18 protein-coding genes, 1 tRNA gene and 1 pseudogene are annotated in these 15,060 nt (G+C 36.8%); 14 read left to right on the top strand and 6 right to left on the bottom strand.

Features of this window, described 5'->3' with window-relative positions:
* Nucleotides 1-299 precede the first annotated feature (299 nt).
* From ACQY22_RS04830 to ACQY22_RS04845, 4 genes and pseudogenes are all read left to right on the top strand, one after another.
* Nucleotides 300-572 (top strand): annotated as a pseudogene (locus tag ACQY22_RS04830) (hypothetical protein); the annotation flags it as partial.
* A gap of 62 nt (nucleotides 573-634) precedes the next feature.
* Nucleotides 635-1,111, top strand: a complete 477-nt coding sequence (locus ACQY22_RS04835) for a phosphopantetheine adenylyltransferase (protein WP_428325384.1) — start codon at nucleotides 635-637, stop codon at nucleotides 1,109-1,111.
* A 52-nt stretch (nucleotides 1,112-1,163) separates the two neighbouring features.
* The gene (locus tag ACQY22_RS04840) at nucleotides 1,164-1,493 is read left to right on the top strand and encodes a hypothetical protein (protein ID WP_428325385.1); all 330 of its coding nucleotides are present in this window, start codon (nucleotides 1,164-1,166) and stop codon (nucleotides 1,491-1,493) included.
* Nucleotides 1,494-1,567: 74 nt separating this feature from the next.
* Nucleotides 1,568-2,551, top strand: coding sequence for a CxxC-x17-CxxC domain-containing protein (locus tag ACQY22_RS04845; RefSeq protein WP_428325386.1), 984 nt, complete (start codon nucleotides 1,568-1,570; stop codon nucleotides 2,549-2,551).
* 146 nt (nucleotides 2,552-2,697) lie between these two features.
* On the opposite strand, the gene ACQY22_RS04850 is transcribed toward ACQY22_RS04845, so the two are convergent.
* Nucleotides 2,698-2,979 (bottom strand): hypothetical protein, encoded by a 282-nt coding sequence (locus tag ACQY22_RS04850; RefSeq protein ID WP_428325387.1) that lies wholly within the window; start codon nucleotides 2,977-2,979, stop codon nucleotides 2,698-2,700.
* Nucleotides 2,976-4,088, bottom strand: coding sequence for a tryptophan--tRNA ligase (locus ACQY22_RS04855; RefSeq protein ID WP_428325388.1), 1,113 nt, complete (start codon nucleotides 4,086-4,088; stop codon nucleotides 2,976-2,978). The genes ACQY22_RS04850 and ACQY22_RS04855 overlap by 4 nt, the downstream gene beginning before the upstream one ends.
* Before the next feature lie 50 nt (nucleotides 4,089-4,138).
* Between ACQY22_RS04855 and ACQY22_RS04860 the strand changes: the two genes are divergently transcribed.
* Together ACQY22_RS04860 and pheT are read left to right on the top strand one after the other, a co-directional pair.
* Complete coding sequence (locus ACQY22_RS04860) at nucleotides 4,139-5,524, top strand: phenylalanine--tRNA ligase subunit alpha (RefSeq protein ID WP_428325389.1); 1,386 nt, start codon at nucleotides 4,139-4,141, stop codon at nucleotides 5,522-5,524.
* Entirely contained in the window at nucleotides 5,515-7,158 is a 1,644-nt protein-coding gene (gene pheT, locus ACQY22_RS04865; protein WP_428325390.1) for a phenylalanine--tRNA ligase subunit beta, read from the top strand. The genes ACQY22_RS04860 and pheT overlap by 10 nt, the downstream gene beginning before the upstream one ends.
* Here pheT and ACQY22_RS04870 read toward each other — a convergent pair.
* Together ACQY22_RS04870 and ACQY22_RS04875 are read right to left on the bottom strand one after the other, a co-directional pair.
* Nucleotides 7,129-7,392: a hypothetical protein gene (locus tag ACQY22_RS04870; RefSeq protein ID WP_428325391.1), complete on the bottom strand. Its 264-nt coding sequence runs from the start codon at nucleotides 7,390-7,392 to the stop codon at nucleotides 7,129-7,131. The two genes, pheT and ACQY22_RS04870, sit on opposite strands and share 30 nt — an antisense overlap.
* A complete protein-coding gene (locus ACQY22_RS04875) occupies nucleotides 7,392-7,607 on the bottom strand; it encodes a hypothetical protein (RefSeq protein ID WP_428325392.1) in 216 nt (71 codons plus the stop codon). The genes ACQY22_RS04870 and ACQY22_RS04875 overlap by 1 nt, the downstream gene beginning before the upstream one ends.
* 30 nt (nucleotides 7,608-7,637) lie before the next feature.
* Between ACQY22_RS04875 and ACQY22_RS04880 the strand changes: the two genes are divergently transcribed.
* The 3 genes from ACQY22_RS04880 to ACQY22_RS04890 are packed head-to-tail and all read left to right on the top strand — an operon-like array spanning nucleotide 7,638 to nucleotide 8,925.
* Entirely contained in the window at nucleotides 7,638-8,057 is a 420-nt protein-coding gene (locus ACQY22_RS04880; RefSeq protein ID WP_012215869.1) for an EVE domain-containing protein, read from the top strand.
* Nucleotides 8,058-8,100: 43 nt separating this feature from the next.
* Nucleotides 8,101-8,340, top strand: coding sequence for an Lrp/AsnC ligand binding domain-containing protein (locus ACQY22_RS04885; RefSeq protein WP_012215868.1), 240 nt, complete (start codon nucleotides 8,101-8,103; stop codon nucleotides 8,338-8,340).
* Nucleotides 8,341-8,358: 18 nt separating this feature from the next.
* Nucleotides 8,359-8,925, top strand: a complete 567-nt coding sequence (locus ACQY22_RS04890) for a hypothetical protein (RefSeq protein WP_428325393.1) — start codon at nucleotides 8,359-8,361, stop codon at nucleotides 8,923-8,925.
* Between the two features lie 2 nt (nucleotides 8,926-8,927).
* Here ACQY22_RS04890 and ACQY22_RS04895 read toward each other — a convergent pair whose 3' ends face one another.
* Complete coding sequence (locus ACQY22_RS04895) at nucleotides 8,928-9,560, bottom strand: hypothetical protein (RefSeq protein ID WP_428325394.1); 633 nt, start codon at nucleotides 9,558-9,560, stop codon at nucleotides 8,928-8,930.
* A 129-nt stretch (nucleotides 9,561-9,689) separates the two neighbouring features.
* Here ACQY22_RS04895 and ACQY22_RS04900 point away from each other — a divergent pair, with 129 nt between their 5' ends.
* A complete protein-coding gene (locus tag ACQY22_RS04900; protein WP_428325395.1) occupies nucleotides 9,690-11,972 on the top strand; it encodes an aconitate hydratase in 2,283 nt (760 codons plus the stop codon).
* On the opposite strand, the gene ACQY22_RS04905 is transcribed toward ACQY22_RS04900, so the two are convergent.
* Nucleotides 11,973-12,049: transfer RNA gene (locus ACQY22_RS04905), tRNA-Trp, on the bottom strand.
* Nucleotides 12,050-12,140: 91 nt separating this feature from the next.
* Between ACQY22_RS04905 and ACQY22_RS04910 the strand changes: the two genes are divergently transcribed.
* The 4 genes from ACQY22_RS04910 (at nucleotide 12,141) to ACQY22_RS04925 (ending at nucleotide 15,014) form a co-directional block, all read left to right on the top strand.
* Nucleotides 12,141-12,674, top strand: coding sequence for a hypothetical protein (locus ACQY22_RS04910; protein ID WP_428325396.1), 534 nt, complete (start codon nucleotides 12,141-12,143; stop codon nucleotides 12,672-12,674).
* A gap of 30 nt (nucleotides 12,675-12,704) precedes the next feature.
* Nucleotides 12,705-13,673 (top strand): pyridoxal 5'-phosphate synthase lyase subunit PdxS, encoded by a 969-nt coding sequence (pdxS, locus tag ACQY22_RS04915; protein ID WP_428325397.1) that lies wholly within the window; start codon nucleotides 12,705-12,707, stop codon nucleotides 13,671-13,673.
* Nucleotides 13,670-14,284, top strand: a complete 615-nt coding sequence (pdxT, locus tag ACQY22_RS04920; RefSeq protein ID WP_428325398.1) for a pyridoxal 5'-phosphate synthase glutaminase subunit PdxT — start codon at nucleotides 13,670-13,672, stop codon at nucleotides 14,282-14,284. The genes pdxS and pdxT overlap by 4 nt, the downstream gene beginning before the upstream one ends.
* 130 nt (nucleotides 14,285-14,414) lie before the next feature.
* Nucleotides 14,415-15,014, top strand: coding sequence for a hypothetical protein (locus ACQY22_RS04925; protein WP_428325399.1), 600 nt, complete (start codon nucleotides 14,415-14,417; stop codon nucleotides 15,012-15,014).
* Nucleotides 15,015-15,060 lie beyond the last annotated feature (46 nt).

Below are 15,060 nucleotides of genomic sequence, written 5' to 3' on the forward strand. Positions count from 1 at the left end.
ATAAAGAATCATACGCACTTGGTGAAGATGTAACATTTTCTGGTAATGTCAACAAATATGATGAGGATAGAAGTTTACGAATTTCAATTTTTGATTCAAAGAACAATCTTGTAGTTACCCAAAAAACTACTGTTGATTCTGATACTACGTTCTCTTATAGTGTCTCACTAAACGAAAAATTCTCAGATGGAAAACATGTGGTGAAAACTCAATACGGTAATTCAAAGGCCACAATTGACATTACTTCCTTTATGATAACTTCTGATGTTTTAGGGGCATCTGTGACATCAGACAATGCAAAAATTCCTGATTGGATTAAGAGCAATGCTGAATGGTGGGCAGAAGGTCAAATCGATGATAGGTCCTTTGTTGAAGGAATCCAATTCATGATCAAAGAAGGATTGATGAGCATTCCTGTAACCGAACAAGGCTCAAGTTCTCAAGAAAATAACATTCCTGATTGGATTAAGAGCAATGCTGGATGGTGGGCAGAAGGTCAAATCGATGATAGGTCCTTTCTTGAAGGAATCCAATTCATGATCAAAGAAGGACTAATGAACATATCCTCTTAATCTTAATTCAAAACATGCCAAGAAACTAGTAGGTTTATTTTCAAAGAAATCCAATAATTGGTATGTCTCAATTCTCTCTAGTTGCAATGGGTGGGACATTTGATATTATTCACAGAGGCCACATTACATTGCTTTCAAATGCATTTGAGATTTCAAACAAAGTAATCATTGGATTAACTAGTGACGAGTTTGCACAAAAACGTGGAAAGACAGTTTCTAACAATTATGAAAAACGATTGACAAATCTAACTGAAATAATTTTCAAGGAATTTCCAAACTCTTCATTTCAAATCAGTAAACTGGATAATGACTTTGGCCCTGCCGTCTTGGAGCCAGAAGTAGAGGCGCTAGTTGTAAGTGATGAGACAAGCAGTCAGGGTGATACCCTAAATGACTTGAGGGCTCAAAAAAATCTCTCTCCTGTAAAGGTCATAACAGTTCCAATGCATTTGGCAAAAGACGGATCTCGAATATCTACTACTAGAATCAAAAACTCTGAGATTGATTCAGAAGGAAACTTGTTATCAGTTGACAAGTAGCTTGCACAACTTTGAGTAATTGCAATAAAACAAAATTTCAAGATTCAGGCTCATGGCAATCATTAACCACATGATGAACAAGATAGACACAGATGTCTCTAATCTAAAGCAGGGATTGCATCCTCAAAACCTGTCATACTGGTATGAAAAAATTATCAAAGAGACAATTGAGATGGCGCCACCCTGGCTCCAAGACAAGATCAAAGTTCATCAAGACCCAATACTGTTGATGAAGTTTAATCTCGATATCTCAAAACGTGCGGTTCGATACTTCATGATTGCAGTTGACAATAACTTAGATGACATGCCATATTCTACAAAATTGTATTTTCTCAAAGTTCAGGAAATAATGGCAACTGAGATGGACAAATCTCTAGTTTGATTGCATTTTTTATTCTAGGCACAAATGAGACCTCTAAGTATCTATAACCAAAAGAATTCTCATAATCATCAATCATGGACCTTTACAGATCAAAGTACTCTGATAAGAAAAAGTCTGGGGGAGGACGTAGACGAGATGATGCATCTCGTTCTTTTAGAAATTCCCGAGATGACAGATACTCTAGAGATGACCGATATTCCAGAGATAGAAGAGAGTCTACAACAGTAACTTGTGCTGATTGTGGCGATGAATGTGAAGTTCCATTTGTTCCAAGAAATAACAAACCTGTTTACTGTAGTGATTGCTTTAGACAAAACAAACCAGAAGATTCAGGACGTGATAATTATTCCAGAGATGATAGAGGTTCAAGATATTCCAGAGATAACAGAAGAGAATCTCGTAGAGATGACAGATATTCTAGAGATAGAAGAGAGTCTACAACAGTAACTTGTGCTGATTGTGGCGATGAATGTGAGATTCCGTTTGTTCCAAAAACTGACAGACCTGTTTACTGTAGTGATTGCTTTAGGAAAAACAAACCAGAAGATTCAGGTAATGACAGATCTTTTCGTGATAACAGAAGAGAACCAAGACGGGATGATAGAAGAGAGTCTCGCAGAGATGACAGATACTCTAGAGATAGACGAGAACCACGCAGAGATAACAGAAGAGAATCTAGCAGAGACAAACCTAGAAAACTAAATGATAGACTCTCCAAAAAACGAGAGAGCTTTTTCAGTAATGGCTCAGATAAATTCTATGCAACAATAAAAGAAAAATTATTTGAAATCTTGGGAGGAAAAGTTTGTTCTAGTTGTGGGTTCAAAGATGAAAGGGCTTTGGGATTTTGTCCTGTTTCTGAACATTCTTCATTTGATGAGATTGGACGTGGTGGTGCTGCTTCATCCTGGGGAAAATATATCTCAGAACCTGACCTTGCAAGAGAAGAACTAAAGGTGCTGTGCTTGAATTGCAATGAAATTAACCAACCTGTAGCAAAACCTAAAGAAGAAAAACCAAGACCAAAACAGAAGAAAAGTAAATTTTTCCCTAGATGATCTAAAACCATCTTTGAGAATTTATTAACACTTTAATTATAATAATTTTGAAATTAAATTATGAATGGCGACTTTAAGGCATTAGGACTTTCTCTAATTGCAGTAGTTGGAGTAGTAGCACTCTGGACTGCATTTGGTGTATAGATTCAACCTTTTACAATCTCGACTTGATTCCCAAGAATCTTAGTTGAGATTATTTTGTGTTCTTTATCAATTATTGATTGTGCAAAATCTGCAAATTCTTCTACATTAGATTCATCTTCAAGCAAAATACTGTGAGCAGATTTGTCTTTGAGTGATATGACTAGTTCGTTTTTTACAAGATTTAGAATTCCTGTGATAAATGTCTCATTTCCATCCTTGATGAATATGAGACTGGCTAGTTTCTGAGCCTCGTATTTGTCATCACAAGTAATTGTTATCTTCATTTATTCTCAAAAAGAAATTCATCTATCTTGTCTTTTGCTTTCTCACGATTCTCTTGATGCACTGCTAGGAATTCATTCATCTTTTCAATTAGAATTGCTTTTAGTTCTCCTGAAAGCATTTTTCCAGATTTGTAATCCTCATAGATTGATTTTAGTTTGTTATCATCTGGCTCAAAGAATATTCTAAGATATTGGTATGATACATCAATGTCTGGATTTCCTCCAAGCTTTCTATGCTCTTCAACACTTGTTTGTCCGCCTGAAAATGCATGTTTGTTAATCTTCTTTTTTACAACATTTGGTGCATCTGTTGTGTATACAGTACCGTTTTCATTTGAAGCTGACATTTTTCCTCCAGGTCCTTCTAGTGCTGGAATCATTATGTTGTGGATTAATGCCGGCTTTGTCTTTCCAATTTTAGGAGCAATATCTCTTGTCAGTCTAAAGTGAGGATCTTGGTCTACGCCCAATGGAATGAGTACTGGCTTGTCTTCAATGAAGCATGGAGCAGATTGCAATGATGTGTAAAAGATCATGCCAATACTGGTGTCATTAGTAAACCCGAATGTCGCTTTAGTGTTTGAGAAATTAATTTTCTTTGCAACTTGAGCTGCAATTGGGTACAGTGTTTGAATATTTCTTGTATTGATGATGATTTTTGTTTTTTCTGGCTTGAAACCTAATGCAATAAAGTCCAATGCGTTTTCATATGCAAAACTCTTTGTCTCCTCCAAAGTTAGATTTGGTTTTGAAAAGAATTTTTCATCATCAGTTAACTGAAAGTACATGTTGACATCAAACTTTTCTTGAAGCCATTTTGCAAATACCCATGGAACCAGATGGCCAATATGGGTGTGGCCTGATGGGCCTCGTCCTGTGTATAAGAAGAATTTATTGCCATTATCATAATCATCTAAAATTCTATTCATCTCTCTGTGTGAGAAGAATATTCCCCGTCTGAGCATGTAATGATCCTCTCCCGTAATTTTCTTGATTCTTTCTAGTAACTCTGGGGAAATCTTTTGAGTGCCAAATTGCTTGACTAGTTTATCATAGTCGATATCCCCTTCCACATGCCAAGGAGTAACAACAAAATCGTCAGCTGACATTCAAATTGACTTAGGTTAAGGTTTAAAAAGTCTTTTTCGAAGTTTTGGTGTTGTCACAGGTCTTTCACGATATTGAAAAAAAAATCATAACATCACTAAAAGACAACCCAAAGCAAACTCCTGAAAATCTTGAAAAATCTACAAAACTTTCACCAGACCAAATCCGACGTGGAATTGAATGGCTAAAACTAAAAGAACTAGCAAACGTCGATGAATCAAAATCAAGCATTGTCAGTCTGGGCAAAAACGGAAAAGAATCACTTGAGAAAGGACTACCTGAAAGAAGACTCTTAGATTTACTGAAAACAAAATCCCATCTATCTGATTTACAAAAAGAACTGGGTCCAGTGTTTGGGCCTGCCATGGGACTGGCACGAAAAAACAACTGGGTAAACGCTACAGCAGACAAAATTACTCTAAAGAACCCTCCAGACGTTTTGCCAGGAGAAAAATCTCTAAAACAAATTGGCAAGAATAAACTATCTGTATCTGAACTAGACTCTGATGACCTGTCAGGACTGTTGAGACGTCCAGACTTTGTTGTAGAGGAAATTGTAAAGACCAAACAAATCTCTCTGACTAATTCAGCAAAATCAATCAATCTTGATGATTCCTCTGGAGGAATTGATGTAGAGGCCAAAGTACCTGAGGTCTTTGTTGCAAGGACTCATCCACTAAAAGACACAATTGATGAGATTCGAGAAATTTTCGTTACCTTGGGCTTTTCTGAAATTTACGGAAACATGACACAATCAAGCTTTTGGAATTTTGATGCACTATTCACCCCACAGGATCATCCTGCAAGAGAACTGCAAGATACATTTTACCTTGATGGAATCTCTGCAAAAAAGATTGTAACACCTGAGCAAATCAGAAAAGTTTCAGACTCTCACAAGAAAAACTGGAGATACCAATGGGACATTAATGAAGCACGCAAGATGGTTTTGCGAACTCACACCACTTGTGTCACCATAAAACATCTTGCTGAAACAAAACCTGATGAGGCTAGAGTATTCTCTTTGGGTCGTGTCTTTAGAAATGAAAAAGTTAGTTACAAGCATCTTGTTGAATTTAATCAAATTGAAGGAGTTGTTGTTGGAAAAGATGCAAACTTGAGAAATCTTATGGGAATTCAACGAGAGTTTTACAAGAGAATTGGAATTACAAAAATAAAATTCTGGCCGACATTTTTCCCATACACTGAACCATCACTTCAAACAATGGTGTACAATGAAAGACTGGGTAAATGGGTTGAGCTATTTGGAATGGGAATCTTTAGACCCGAAGTTACAAAGCCACTTGGAATAACAAAACCTGTTTTGGCATGGGGTGGTGGTATTGAGAGAATTGCCATGCTAAAGTATGGTCTTGATGATGTTAGGGAATTTTACAATAACAATCTGAGTTGGTTGAGGAGTGCAACAAAATGCCAGTAGTGGAATTATCCTATTCTAGTCTTCAGAAACTAATTGGAAAGTCTTCTAAAAAACAGATTGCAGATTCTTTGCCTTTTCTGGGACTGGACATTGAATCTGAAGACAAGGATCTTGTAAGAATTGAATACAGTCCAAACAGACCTGATTATTCCACTGACTTTGGAATTGCACTTGGCATGCAGGGACTGTTAGGAATCAAGACTGGTGCAATCAAGCTAAAAATCAAAAAATCAAAGCAATATTCTGTCTCTGTAAAACCAGATGTTGCCAAAGTAAGGCCATTTGTGACTGGAATTGTTGCAAAAAGCGGCAAAATTGATGATAAAACAATCAAGCAACTCATGGCAATGCAAGAGGATTTGCATTTTGGTATTGGAAGAAAGAGAAAAAAATCCTCAATTGGGATTCATGATTTAGACAAAATCCAATTTCCTCTAGTATACACCACAACTGATAGAAAACACAAATTCATTCCGCTAAATTCTGAGAAGGAATTGTCAATTTCTGAGATTCTTGACACCACTGAAGTTGGAAAAGACTATGGCAGTTTGCTTGCAAATTTCTCAAAGATGCCAGTAATTCTTGATGCAAATCAGAACACGGTATCTTTTCCGCCAATAATTAATGCTGCAGTAACTACAGTTACTACAAAGACAAAGAATCTCTTTGTTGAAGTTACCGGAATAAACAAAGCTGATGCTGAAGACATGCTCTCTGTTGTTGCAACAATTTTACAAAGCGCAGGATTCTCTTTGGAGACTGTGGCAATCTCTGGTGCAAAAAACTCTACACCAAAACTTGCTGAAAGACAGATGACTGTCAGTCCATCACTAATTAACCAGACACTTGGGTTGGATCTCAAGACTCCAAAAATCATTTCATCACTAAAAAAGTCAAGACTAGATGCTGCAGTAAAGGGAAAGAACATTGTTTGTACAATTCCTGCATATCGTTTTGATATCTTTGGTCCAATGGATTTGGTTGAAGAAGTTGCACTAGGATATGGAATTCAAAATCTAGAGCCTACCATAACTCCTTCTCAAACACTTGGCCAAACAAATCCTGTATCCCTAGAACTAAAGTCACTTGGCCAAACCATGATTGGACTGGGATATCTTGAAGCACTAAATTCTAGCTTGACTAGCAAACGTGTTCTTTATGAAATGGCAAACAGAGAACCTAAAACAATCATCTCCGTACTTGATTCAAAAAGTCAAGAGCATACAATTTTGCGTGATTCTATTTTGCCTGGACTACTAGAGAATCTCTCAAAAAATATTCATGAATCATATCCTCAGAAATTATTTGAAACTGGAACTGTATTTTCTGCAGACAATCCTATATCTGAAAACATTAATCTATCTGGAATTAGTGCACACCAGGATGCAAATTTCACTGAAATCAAATCTGTTTTGCAATCAGCACTCAAGACAGGCTTTGATTTAGAGATTAAAACAAAAACAACCCAGCATCCAACATTTGAAAAAGGACACTGTGCAGATGTGATAATTAACAACAAACCAGTCGGTGTCATTGGAGAAATCAATTCAAAAATTATTGAAAATTATAAAATTCGTGTACCTGTAGTTGGTTTTGAAATCTCTCTATCTGAGTCTATTCTCAAATCTCTTTAGAAAAGACACTGCTAGCAATCCAATACCTGCAATGAATAATCCCGTTCCAACACTAATCTCAATTAACAATCTTTGATAGATTGAAAATTGCTCCATGTTAAGACGGTAATTTGATTCTGTTTTTTCGTAATTTTCCAGATACTGAATTTGCGGATAATCAAAAATTATGATTAGTATGCCTAAAATCAAAACGATAATACCAATGAAAAACAGCGTTTGATTTTTGATTTCCATTAATAGTTTTTAGTAGGATGGCCTCTATAATTAATCGCCCAAGAGCAGGCACGCAGACGGATTAGGATGATGTCGATCGTAATGATACCAATGATTTCTAATTCACCCAGGCGTGCTACATTATGGGCAACCCCGGTTTCAGAACCCAAGGAGGTTTTGGCTAAAATACCAATGATCTTGTGCGAGTCAGAACCGGGGAACATTTCATAAACCATAAAACATCCTTTGATTCTACAAAATTTGAAATGGCAAACTATTGGTTGGCAAAACAAGAACCTAGCGGACCTAGAGGTTACAACTTTGAGCAACTAAAAAAAGACAAGACCACAGTTTGGGATGGAGTCCACAATAATCTTGCACTAAAACACATGAGAGAAATGAAACCAGGTGATCTTGTATTATTCTATCATACAGGTGATGAAAGACAAGCAGTTGGAATTATGCAAGTTACATCAAAACCATATTCCAATCCAAAAGAAGACGTTGAGCGATTCATTGTAGTTGATGTAAAATACAAAAAAGCACTAAAGCGTCCTGTAACACTTGATGAGATGAAACAAAATAAAAAATTCAAAGACTGGGAACTAATTAGAATTTCAAGATTATCTGTAATGCCTGTTCCAAAACCAATCTGGGATGAGATTCTAAAGATATCTCAAGCATGAATGTAATCGGTTTATTGATATAGTCGAAATTTGTAATTACTTCATGGCAACAGCTTATGTGTTAATCAACTGTGAACTAGGTTCAGAAGAGGCAATTATTACTCAACTAAAGGGCCTAGAAGGTGTCAAAGAAGTTCATGGAACTTTTGGTGCATATGATATTTTGGCCAAGATCGAGTCTGATACTGTTGAAAAACTTAGAGAAACAATTACTTGGAAGATCAGAAAAATTGAAAAGATTCGTTCAACACTAACCCTTATGGGTATTGAAGGCCAGACATAACCACCCCTTTTTCTTATTATGATTTTACACTTTATCTTTGTAGTAAAAGAAGAAGACCGTGACAAGCGTCAGTTTGAGTACGAATATGTCAAAAAGATGGCTCAATTCTTCAAGGTATGGATTAAAGAAAAGTTTGGCAAAGACTATGAGATTCAATGCGATGAGATGATAACAAAGCCTACAAGCATTCTCCAGAGACTAGACACACATACTCTCATACGTGATCATGAGCAAAGAGGCAAAGACATCTTTCATTTCTATCTGACTCACTTTCGACCCTTATGGACTGATTCTACTTGTGAAGGGTATCATGCAGAAAACTTTGGAATGGTTCTTTGGCAAAAACCAAAAGAAGAAAACGATGATCTGTACTTGGCAGAAAAAAACTGTACTGCAGTATCTAATGTAATTACTAATGAGCAGATGCGACAGATGGGACGCAAAAAACATACAAGAGAAATCAATGACATCTGGACTAAACATCTCTTTGAGCAGTTAGAGTTTGAACAGTATGGTGATGATTTTAAAAGAACAGAAGGTAAACCAACCTTTCTAACTATGGATACTAGAGAACTAAATCTGTAAAATTAACACTTTGTAACAGAGTAAATATTATTTTCAAAGTTTGCTGTCTTGAAATTTAATTGATTTTCTGCATCATCTTTTCTTGACTTGCTCAAGTTTTCAAGTTCAACTAGTGCATCTCCCTTGAATCCTACTGAAGATGCGTAAATTGCATCAGTTAGCATTGTTCCGTGATCACCACTCTTGATGTCATCTACAATATCATAGAACTTTGTTGTGTCTTTCTTGTTGACTGGATGTCCTGTTGCCTTGTTGTGTGCAACTGCAATGTACATTCCATTATTTTTGACTGCAACTGGCATCTTGTGATTCTTGCCAGTTTTACCTGGAATTGCCTCATTGACTAGGACTTCACATTTGTGGTACATGCTTGAGACATATGCATAGAATCTGTATTGGGCATATTTTCCTGCCTTGTCTTCTTCACATTCTACAAACACTTTATGGAGTAACTCTAATGCTTCATCATTCATACTTTGTAATCTGTCATCAATTCTTCCTCTCTCTAATAGTTCGGACTTGCATTCTTTTGCAATTAGAACCAAAATAAAATCAGGTAAATTGTAATTTTTCAAAGCTGCAACAAATGCGCCAGCTTGTGACATTCCAAATTTTGGAAAACCCTTATTGACCATTTTTACACCTCAAAAATCTACTCCCCAACTCTGTAATAGAAACCTGCTTTTGGCTTATAATTGTTAAGAATTTTCATGCCTGTGGCATTGTTTTTGCAAATTTTTTGAATTGTAAATATTAAATTCGGGATGCATTTTTTGCATACTGTGAACATTGATTCTACTCCCGAACTTGTTTCAGGTGTTTATGCTAAATTAAAAGAAAATATCACAAAATTTCGAAACGTTACTGGCAGACCACTAACACTTACTGAAAAAATCCTATCAGGACATTTTAACCAAATTGATGATACAAATTTTGCTGGCGGAAAAGATTACGTCTTTCTCAAACCAGACAGAGTTGCATTACAAGATGTAACTGGACAGATGGTAATGTTGCAGTTCATGCAAGCTGGACTCAAACAAACAGCACTGCCAACAACTGTTCACTGTGATCACTTGATTCGAGCCGAAGTTCAAGGGGATGTTGACATGAAAGTTTCTTTAGATGAGAACAGTGAGGTCTTCAAGTTTTTGCAATCAGCTGCTGCAAAGTATGGTTGTGGCTTTTGGAAACCAGGTGCTGGTATCATTCACCAAGTGGTTCTTGAGAACTATGCATTTCCTGGTGGACTAATGATTGGAACTGATTCTCACACACCAAACGCAGGCGGTCTTGGAATGATTGCAATAGGCGTTGGTGGTTTGGATGCAGCAGAAACCATGGCTGGAATGCCTTGGGAGTTGCTATACCCAAAAAAAATTGGCGTTAAACTAACTGGTGAGTTAAACGGATGGACTGCACCAAAAGACATCATTCTCAAAGTAGCCGAAGAATTGACAGTCTCAGGTGGAACTAATTCCATTGTAGAATACTTTGGACCTGGAACAAAATCAATTAGCTGTACTGGAAAAGCTACCATTACTAACATGGGAGCTGAAATTGGTGCAACATGTTCTGTATTCCCATATGATGAGAGAATGGAGACTTATCTAAAATATACAAACAGAGGTGACATTGCAGAACTTGCAAACCAAAACAAGGAATCACTTGTTGCTGATCCTGAAGTAGAATCTGATCCTGAAAAGTTCTTTGATAGAGTAATTGAAATTAATCTCTCAGAATTAGAGCCACACATTGTCGGACCACACACTCCAGACTTGGCACGTTCTATCTCAGAACTATCTGGTGATGTAAAGTCAAATGATTACTCTGATCCAATCTCTGTTGCACTAATTGGAAGTTGTACAAATTCATCTTATGAAGACATGTCAAGAGCTGCAAGTTTGGCAGAGCAAGCAAAACAAAAGGGAATCAAAGCAAAGATTCCGTTATTGGTTACTCCTGGTTCTGAACAAATCCGAGGAACAATAGAACGTGATGGACAGATGGATTCACTCAAAGACATTGGTGCAACTGTTCTTGCAAATGCATGTGGTCCTTGCATTGGTCAATGGAACAGACCAGAACTAGACAAAGACGAACAAAACACTATCGTTACAACATTTAATCGAAATTTCCCTGGAAGAAATGACGGACACCGCAGTACTTTGAACTTTATTGGCAGTCCTGAAATGATTATTGCACTATCATTAGGTGGAAGATTGTCATTTAATCCTCTAGTTGATGAGTTGATTGCAGCTGATGGAACAAAGTTCAAGCTAGAACCTCCAAAGCCTGCTCCTGAAGTTCCTGAAGAAGGATTCATGAGACCTGAGGGAATCTTTGTTGCACCGCCAGAAAACTCTGATGATGTAGAGGTAATCATTGATCCTAACAGTAAACGACTCCAAAAACTAGAGCCATTTGTACCATGGGATGGCAAAGACTTTGAAGAGGTTCCAATCATGGTGAAAGCCAAAGGCAAGTGTACCACTGATCATATCTCACCAGCTGGTGCATGGTTGTCACTTCGTGGCCACTTGGATAATCTCAGTGACAACATGTTGCTTGGAGCAGTCAATGCATACAATGATGAAGTTGGAAAAGGAAAGAATGTTCTAAACGGTAAACTAGAATCATTTTCACAAATTGCAAGACAGTACAAGGAAAAACAGATGCGTTGGGTAATTATCGGCGATAACAACTATGGTGAGGGAAGCAGCAGAGAACATGCTGCAATGACTCCAAGATACTTGGGATGCGCTGCTGTAATTACAAAAAGCCTTGCAAGAATACATGAAACCAATCTAAAGAAACAAGGATTACTCGCATTGACATTTGCCAATCCTGATGATTATGAAAAAATTCTAGAAGATGACAAGATTAGTCTTGTTGACTTGAATAATCTACAACCTGGACAACAGGTAAAGTGTGTCATTACACATGCAGATGATACCAAAGAAGAGATCATGTTGAATCACTCTTACAATCAAGCACAGATTGAATGGTTCAAAGCTGGTTCTGCTCTTAATGTTTTGAGAAATAGATAGTGGTGGGCCCAGACGGATTTGAACCGACGACCGATGGTTTTGGAGACCATCGTCCTACCAGGCTAGACTACAGACCCACAAGAATCGACATATTCATCTAGGATTTTAACTTATTTTTAACCAAGATTTATTTGCAATACTCATCAATTCCGAACAGTCGAGAAAATTATGGTAAAAAAAATGATGATTGCACTAGCGGCAATTCCTGTTATCGTTGCATTATTGATTTCAGTTCCACTACTAACAAAAAACGAGATTCCAATTTCAGCTGCAAACTCTTTTGATAAACTGGACATTGAATACACAAAACACCAGCTAAAGACAATTGATTATGGAGTAACAGAACGTACTGGTGCACAAAAGACAGAGATTCTACTAATCAAAAATGACGGTGAGCTAAAGTATTCAGTGACAGAGCAAGGATATCTACAACCAGACATTCGCTCGCAGCTAGATGAGAAGAGACTAAACAAGATCAAGGCATTGATTAAGGAAACTGGATTCATGGAGATTCCAATAGAGTCTTTTCCACTATTAGAGAATGCAACTGAATTTCAAAAATCAAATGTAAAAATTACTTTGAATGGCAGAGCACAGGAGATTCATTGGCCTGAACAAAATGCCACTAGCGGTTTTATTCCTCCAATTATTACCATGGTCGAAGTTGAGCTAGACGATATAATTTCAGAGATTAGTGAATAGGTACAAATAGCCTGTACCAAAAATTATGATATGCTTCCACTATCTGGAGAACGCAAAGACGCTAAAGGAATAATTTCTGAAAAATCAGAATCCTCTGATGTTATTCGTGGCTCTTCAACTTTGAAACGTGGCTTTGCACATATGCTCAAAAATGGAGTTGTAATGGATGTCACAAATGTAGAGCAAGCAAAAATTGCAGAAGAAGCAGGCGCAGTCTCTGTTATGGTATTGGACAAACTTCCATCAGATGTAAGAAAGGCAGGTGGCGTTGCAAGAACTGCAAGTATTAGAATTATTGAAGAGATTATGGATTCAGTTACAATTCCTGTAATGGCAAAATGTAGAATTGGTCATGTTAATGAAGCACTAGTCTTACAAGAGACAGACGTTGACATGATTGACGAGTCTGAAGTGTTAACTCCAGCTGATGAGCTACGTCACATTTGGAAATGGGACATGACAACTCCTGTTGTTAATGGTGCACGTTCTTTGGCTGAAGCCTTGAGAAGAATTGAAGAAGGAGCTGCAATGATCAGAACAAAAGGAGAACCAGGAACTGGTAATGTTGCTGAAGCAATCACTCATATCAAAAAAGTAAATGATGAATTAAGAACAATAAAATCAATGTATGATTCAGGTGACAATCAAGATTTAGTCCGAATGGCAAGAGAGTTCAAAGTATCTTATGATATTGTAGAGCAGACTGCAAAACTTGGAAGATTGCCTGTTGTGAATTTTGCAGCAGGTGGAATTGCAACACCAGCTGATGCAGCATATTTGATGTCATTAGGATGTGATGGAATCTTTGTTGGGTCTGGAATTTTCAATGCAAATGATGCAGCAGAGCGTGCAAGAGCAATTGTATTGGCTACAACATTTTGGAATGAGACTGACAAGGTAAAAGAAGCACAAAAGATGATTGATGAGCGACAATCAATGCTAGGATTAGACGTTAAAACACTAGAGTTACGTATGCAAGACAGAGGCGGTTCAGCATGAGTGCCAAAATTGGTATTTTATCAGTACAGGGAGACGTTGCTGAAAATGTATCTTCTTTGGTAGCTTCTATTGCTGACTTGAATCAGGATGCAACTGTTCATGTTGTAAAGACTCCTGAGGAGATTTCTGCAATGGATGGACTAGTCATTCCTGGTGGTGAAAGTACTACAATTGGACAAATGTCTCTGGTAAATGGTTCTCAAAAAGTAATCAAACAAAAGGTAGAATCAGGAATGCCAGTTCTTGGAATCTGTGCAGGAATGGTTCTACTTGCAAGCAATGCCAGTGACAAGGTTGTTGGAAAAACAGAACAGCCACTATTTGATTTTCTAGACATTGAACTTGAGAGAAACTCTTTTGGTCGCCAACGAGAATCATTTGAAGCTAACATCTCAATGGATTCAATTGGAATTTCAAACTTTAATGGTGTCTTTATTCGTGCACCTGCAATTTCATCAGCTGGTGATGTTGAAGTATTGGCAAAGTTTAATGAAAAAATTGTTGCAATCAAAAAAGGAAACATTATTGGAACATCATTTCATCCAGAATTGACAGATGATTTGGCAGTTCACAAGTATTTTGTAAATCTAGTTAAAGAATCTAAAAACTAGTTCTAGAATAATTTCATAACTATGCCAAACTATGCCACTTTTTTGATCTAAAAGAATTGATTTAGCATTGACTTGAGGTCAACAATTTACTTATGATCCATTTGAAGAGAAATAATGACGTAATGGAATTATGGCACAAGTATCAAAAGACTCTCTTGATGTAAGTTCAGATTTCATTGAATCTGGAAAATCATTTAAAAGTACTAAGAAAAGAGGTGGTCCGTATTCTAAAGATGAAAAGATAAAGCGACAAAATGAAGTCTATCGATTGCATTTTGAGTATGGATATTCAGCTAGAAAGATTGCAGAATTGATGAAGATTAATCGAAACACGATTAATGATGATATTATTTTCTGGTATGTTAAAATTGCAAGTAGTTCTGAACTCCTTAATCCTGAAAACGCTATCCTTGTTAGTATTCAGCGTTTTAACGTTCAACGCTCAAGGTTACGTGAAAATTTAGACAAGGCTGAAAATTTTCATCAAAAACAAGCAATTGAAAAAATGATCTTTGACATTGATTCTAAAATTCTCAGCATCCAACTAAAACTAGAAAGCTCTATGATACGAGTTCAAAAACTTGGAATTGATCATCTGAATAATTGGCTGAAAAAGAACAAAAAAGATGAGCGATACCTAACTTATTTTGATACCATATCTGTATCTGAAAAAGCTCAGCAAAGAATTTCTAAAATTATTAAAGATGATCAGAAGAAAATTGGCATTTAGAGTGATCTTGCACATTTCTTAAAATTCTATTCCAACAAGTGATGGT

Source organism: Candidatus Nitrosopumilus sp., from assembly GCF_965263415.1.
GTDB lineage: Archaea > Thermoproteota > Nitrososphaeria > Nitrososphaerales > Nitrosopumilaceae > Nitrosopumilus.

Bases quoted from the DNA above. Each gene is read 5' to 3' on its own strand.
- ACQY22_RS04895 (WP_428325394.1), bottom strand. From the start codon at position 9,560: ATGGTCAATAAGGGTTTTCCAAAATTTGGAATGTCACAAGCTGGCGCA.
- ACQY22_RS04880 (WP_012215869.1), top strand. From the start codon at position 7,638: ATGGCAAACTATTGGTTGGCAAAACAAGAACCTAGCGGACCTAGAGGT.
- ACQY22_RS04875 (WP_428325392.1), bottom strand. From the start codon at position 7,607: ATGGTTTATGAAATGTTCCCCGGTTCTGACTCGCACAAGATCATTGGT.
- ACQY22_RS04855 (WP_428325388.1), bottom strand. From the start codon at position 4,088: ATGTCAGCTGACGATTTTGTTGTTACTCCTTGGCATGTGGAAGGGGAT.
- ACQY22_RS04845 (WP_428325386.1), top strand. From the start codon at position 1,568: ATGGACCTTTACAGATCAAAGTACTCTGATAAGAAAAAGTCTGGGGGA.
- ACQY22_RS04890 (WP_428325393.1), top strand. From the start codon at position 8,359: ATGATTTTACACTTTATCTTTGTAGTAAAAGAAGAAGACCGTGACAAG.
- ACQY22_RS04900 (WP_428325395.1), top strand. From the start codon at position 9,690: ATGCATTTTTTGCATACTGTGAACATTGATTCTACTCCCGAACTTGTT.
- ACQY22_RS04885 (WP_012215868.1), top strand. From the start codon at position 8,101: ATGGCAACAGCTTATGTGTTAATCAACTGTGAACTAGGTTCAGAAGAG.
- ACQY22_RS04850 (WP_428325387.1), bottom strand. From the start codon at position 2,979: ATGAAGATAACAATTACTTGTGATGACAAATACGAGGCTCAGAAACTA.
- ACQY22_RS04835 (WP_428325384.1), top strand. From the start codon at position 635: ATGTCTCAATTCTCTCTAGTTGCAATGGGTGGGACATTTGATATTATT.
- ACQY22_RS04925 (WP_428325399.1), top strand. From the start codon at position 14,415: ATGGCACAAGTATCAAAAGACTCTCTTGATGTAAGTTCAGATTTCATT.
- ACQY22_RS04870 (WP_428325391.1), bottom strand. From the start codon at position 7,392: ATGGAAATCAAAAATCAAACGCTGTTTTTCATTGGTATTATCGTTTTG.
- ACQY22_RS04840 (WP_428325385.1), top strand. From the start codon at position 1,164: ATGGCAATCATTAACCACATGATGAACAAGATAGACACAGATGTCTCT.
- pdxT (WP_428325398.1), top strand. From the start codon at position 13,670: ATGAGTGCCAAAATTGGTATTTTATCAGTACAGGGAGACGTTGCTGAA.
- pdxS (WP_428325397.1), top strand. From the start codon at position 12,705: ATGCTTCCACTATCTGGAGAACGCAAAGACGCTAAAGGAATAATTTCT.
- ACQY22_RS04910 (WP_428325396.1), top strand. From the start codon at position 12,141: ATGGTAAAAAAAATGATGATTGCACTAGCGGCAATTCCTGTTATCGTT.
- pheT (WP_428325390.1), top strand. From the start codon at position 5,515: ATGCCAGTAGTGGAATTATCCTATTCTAGTCTTCAGAAACTAATTGGA.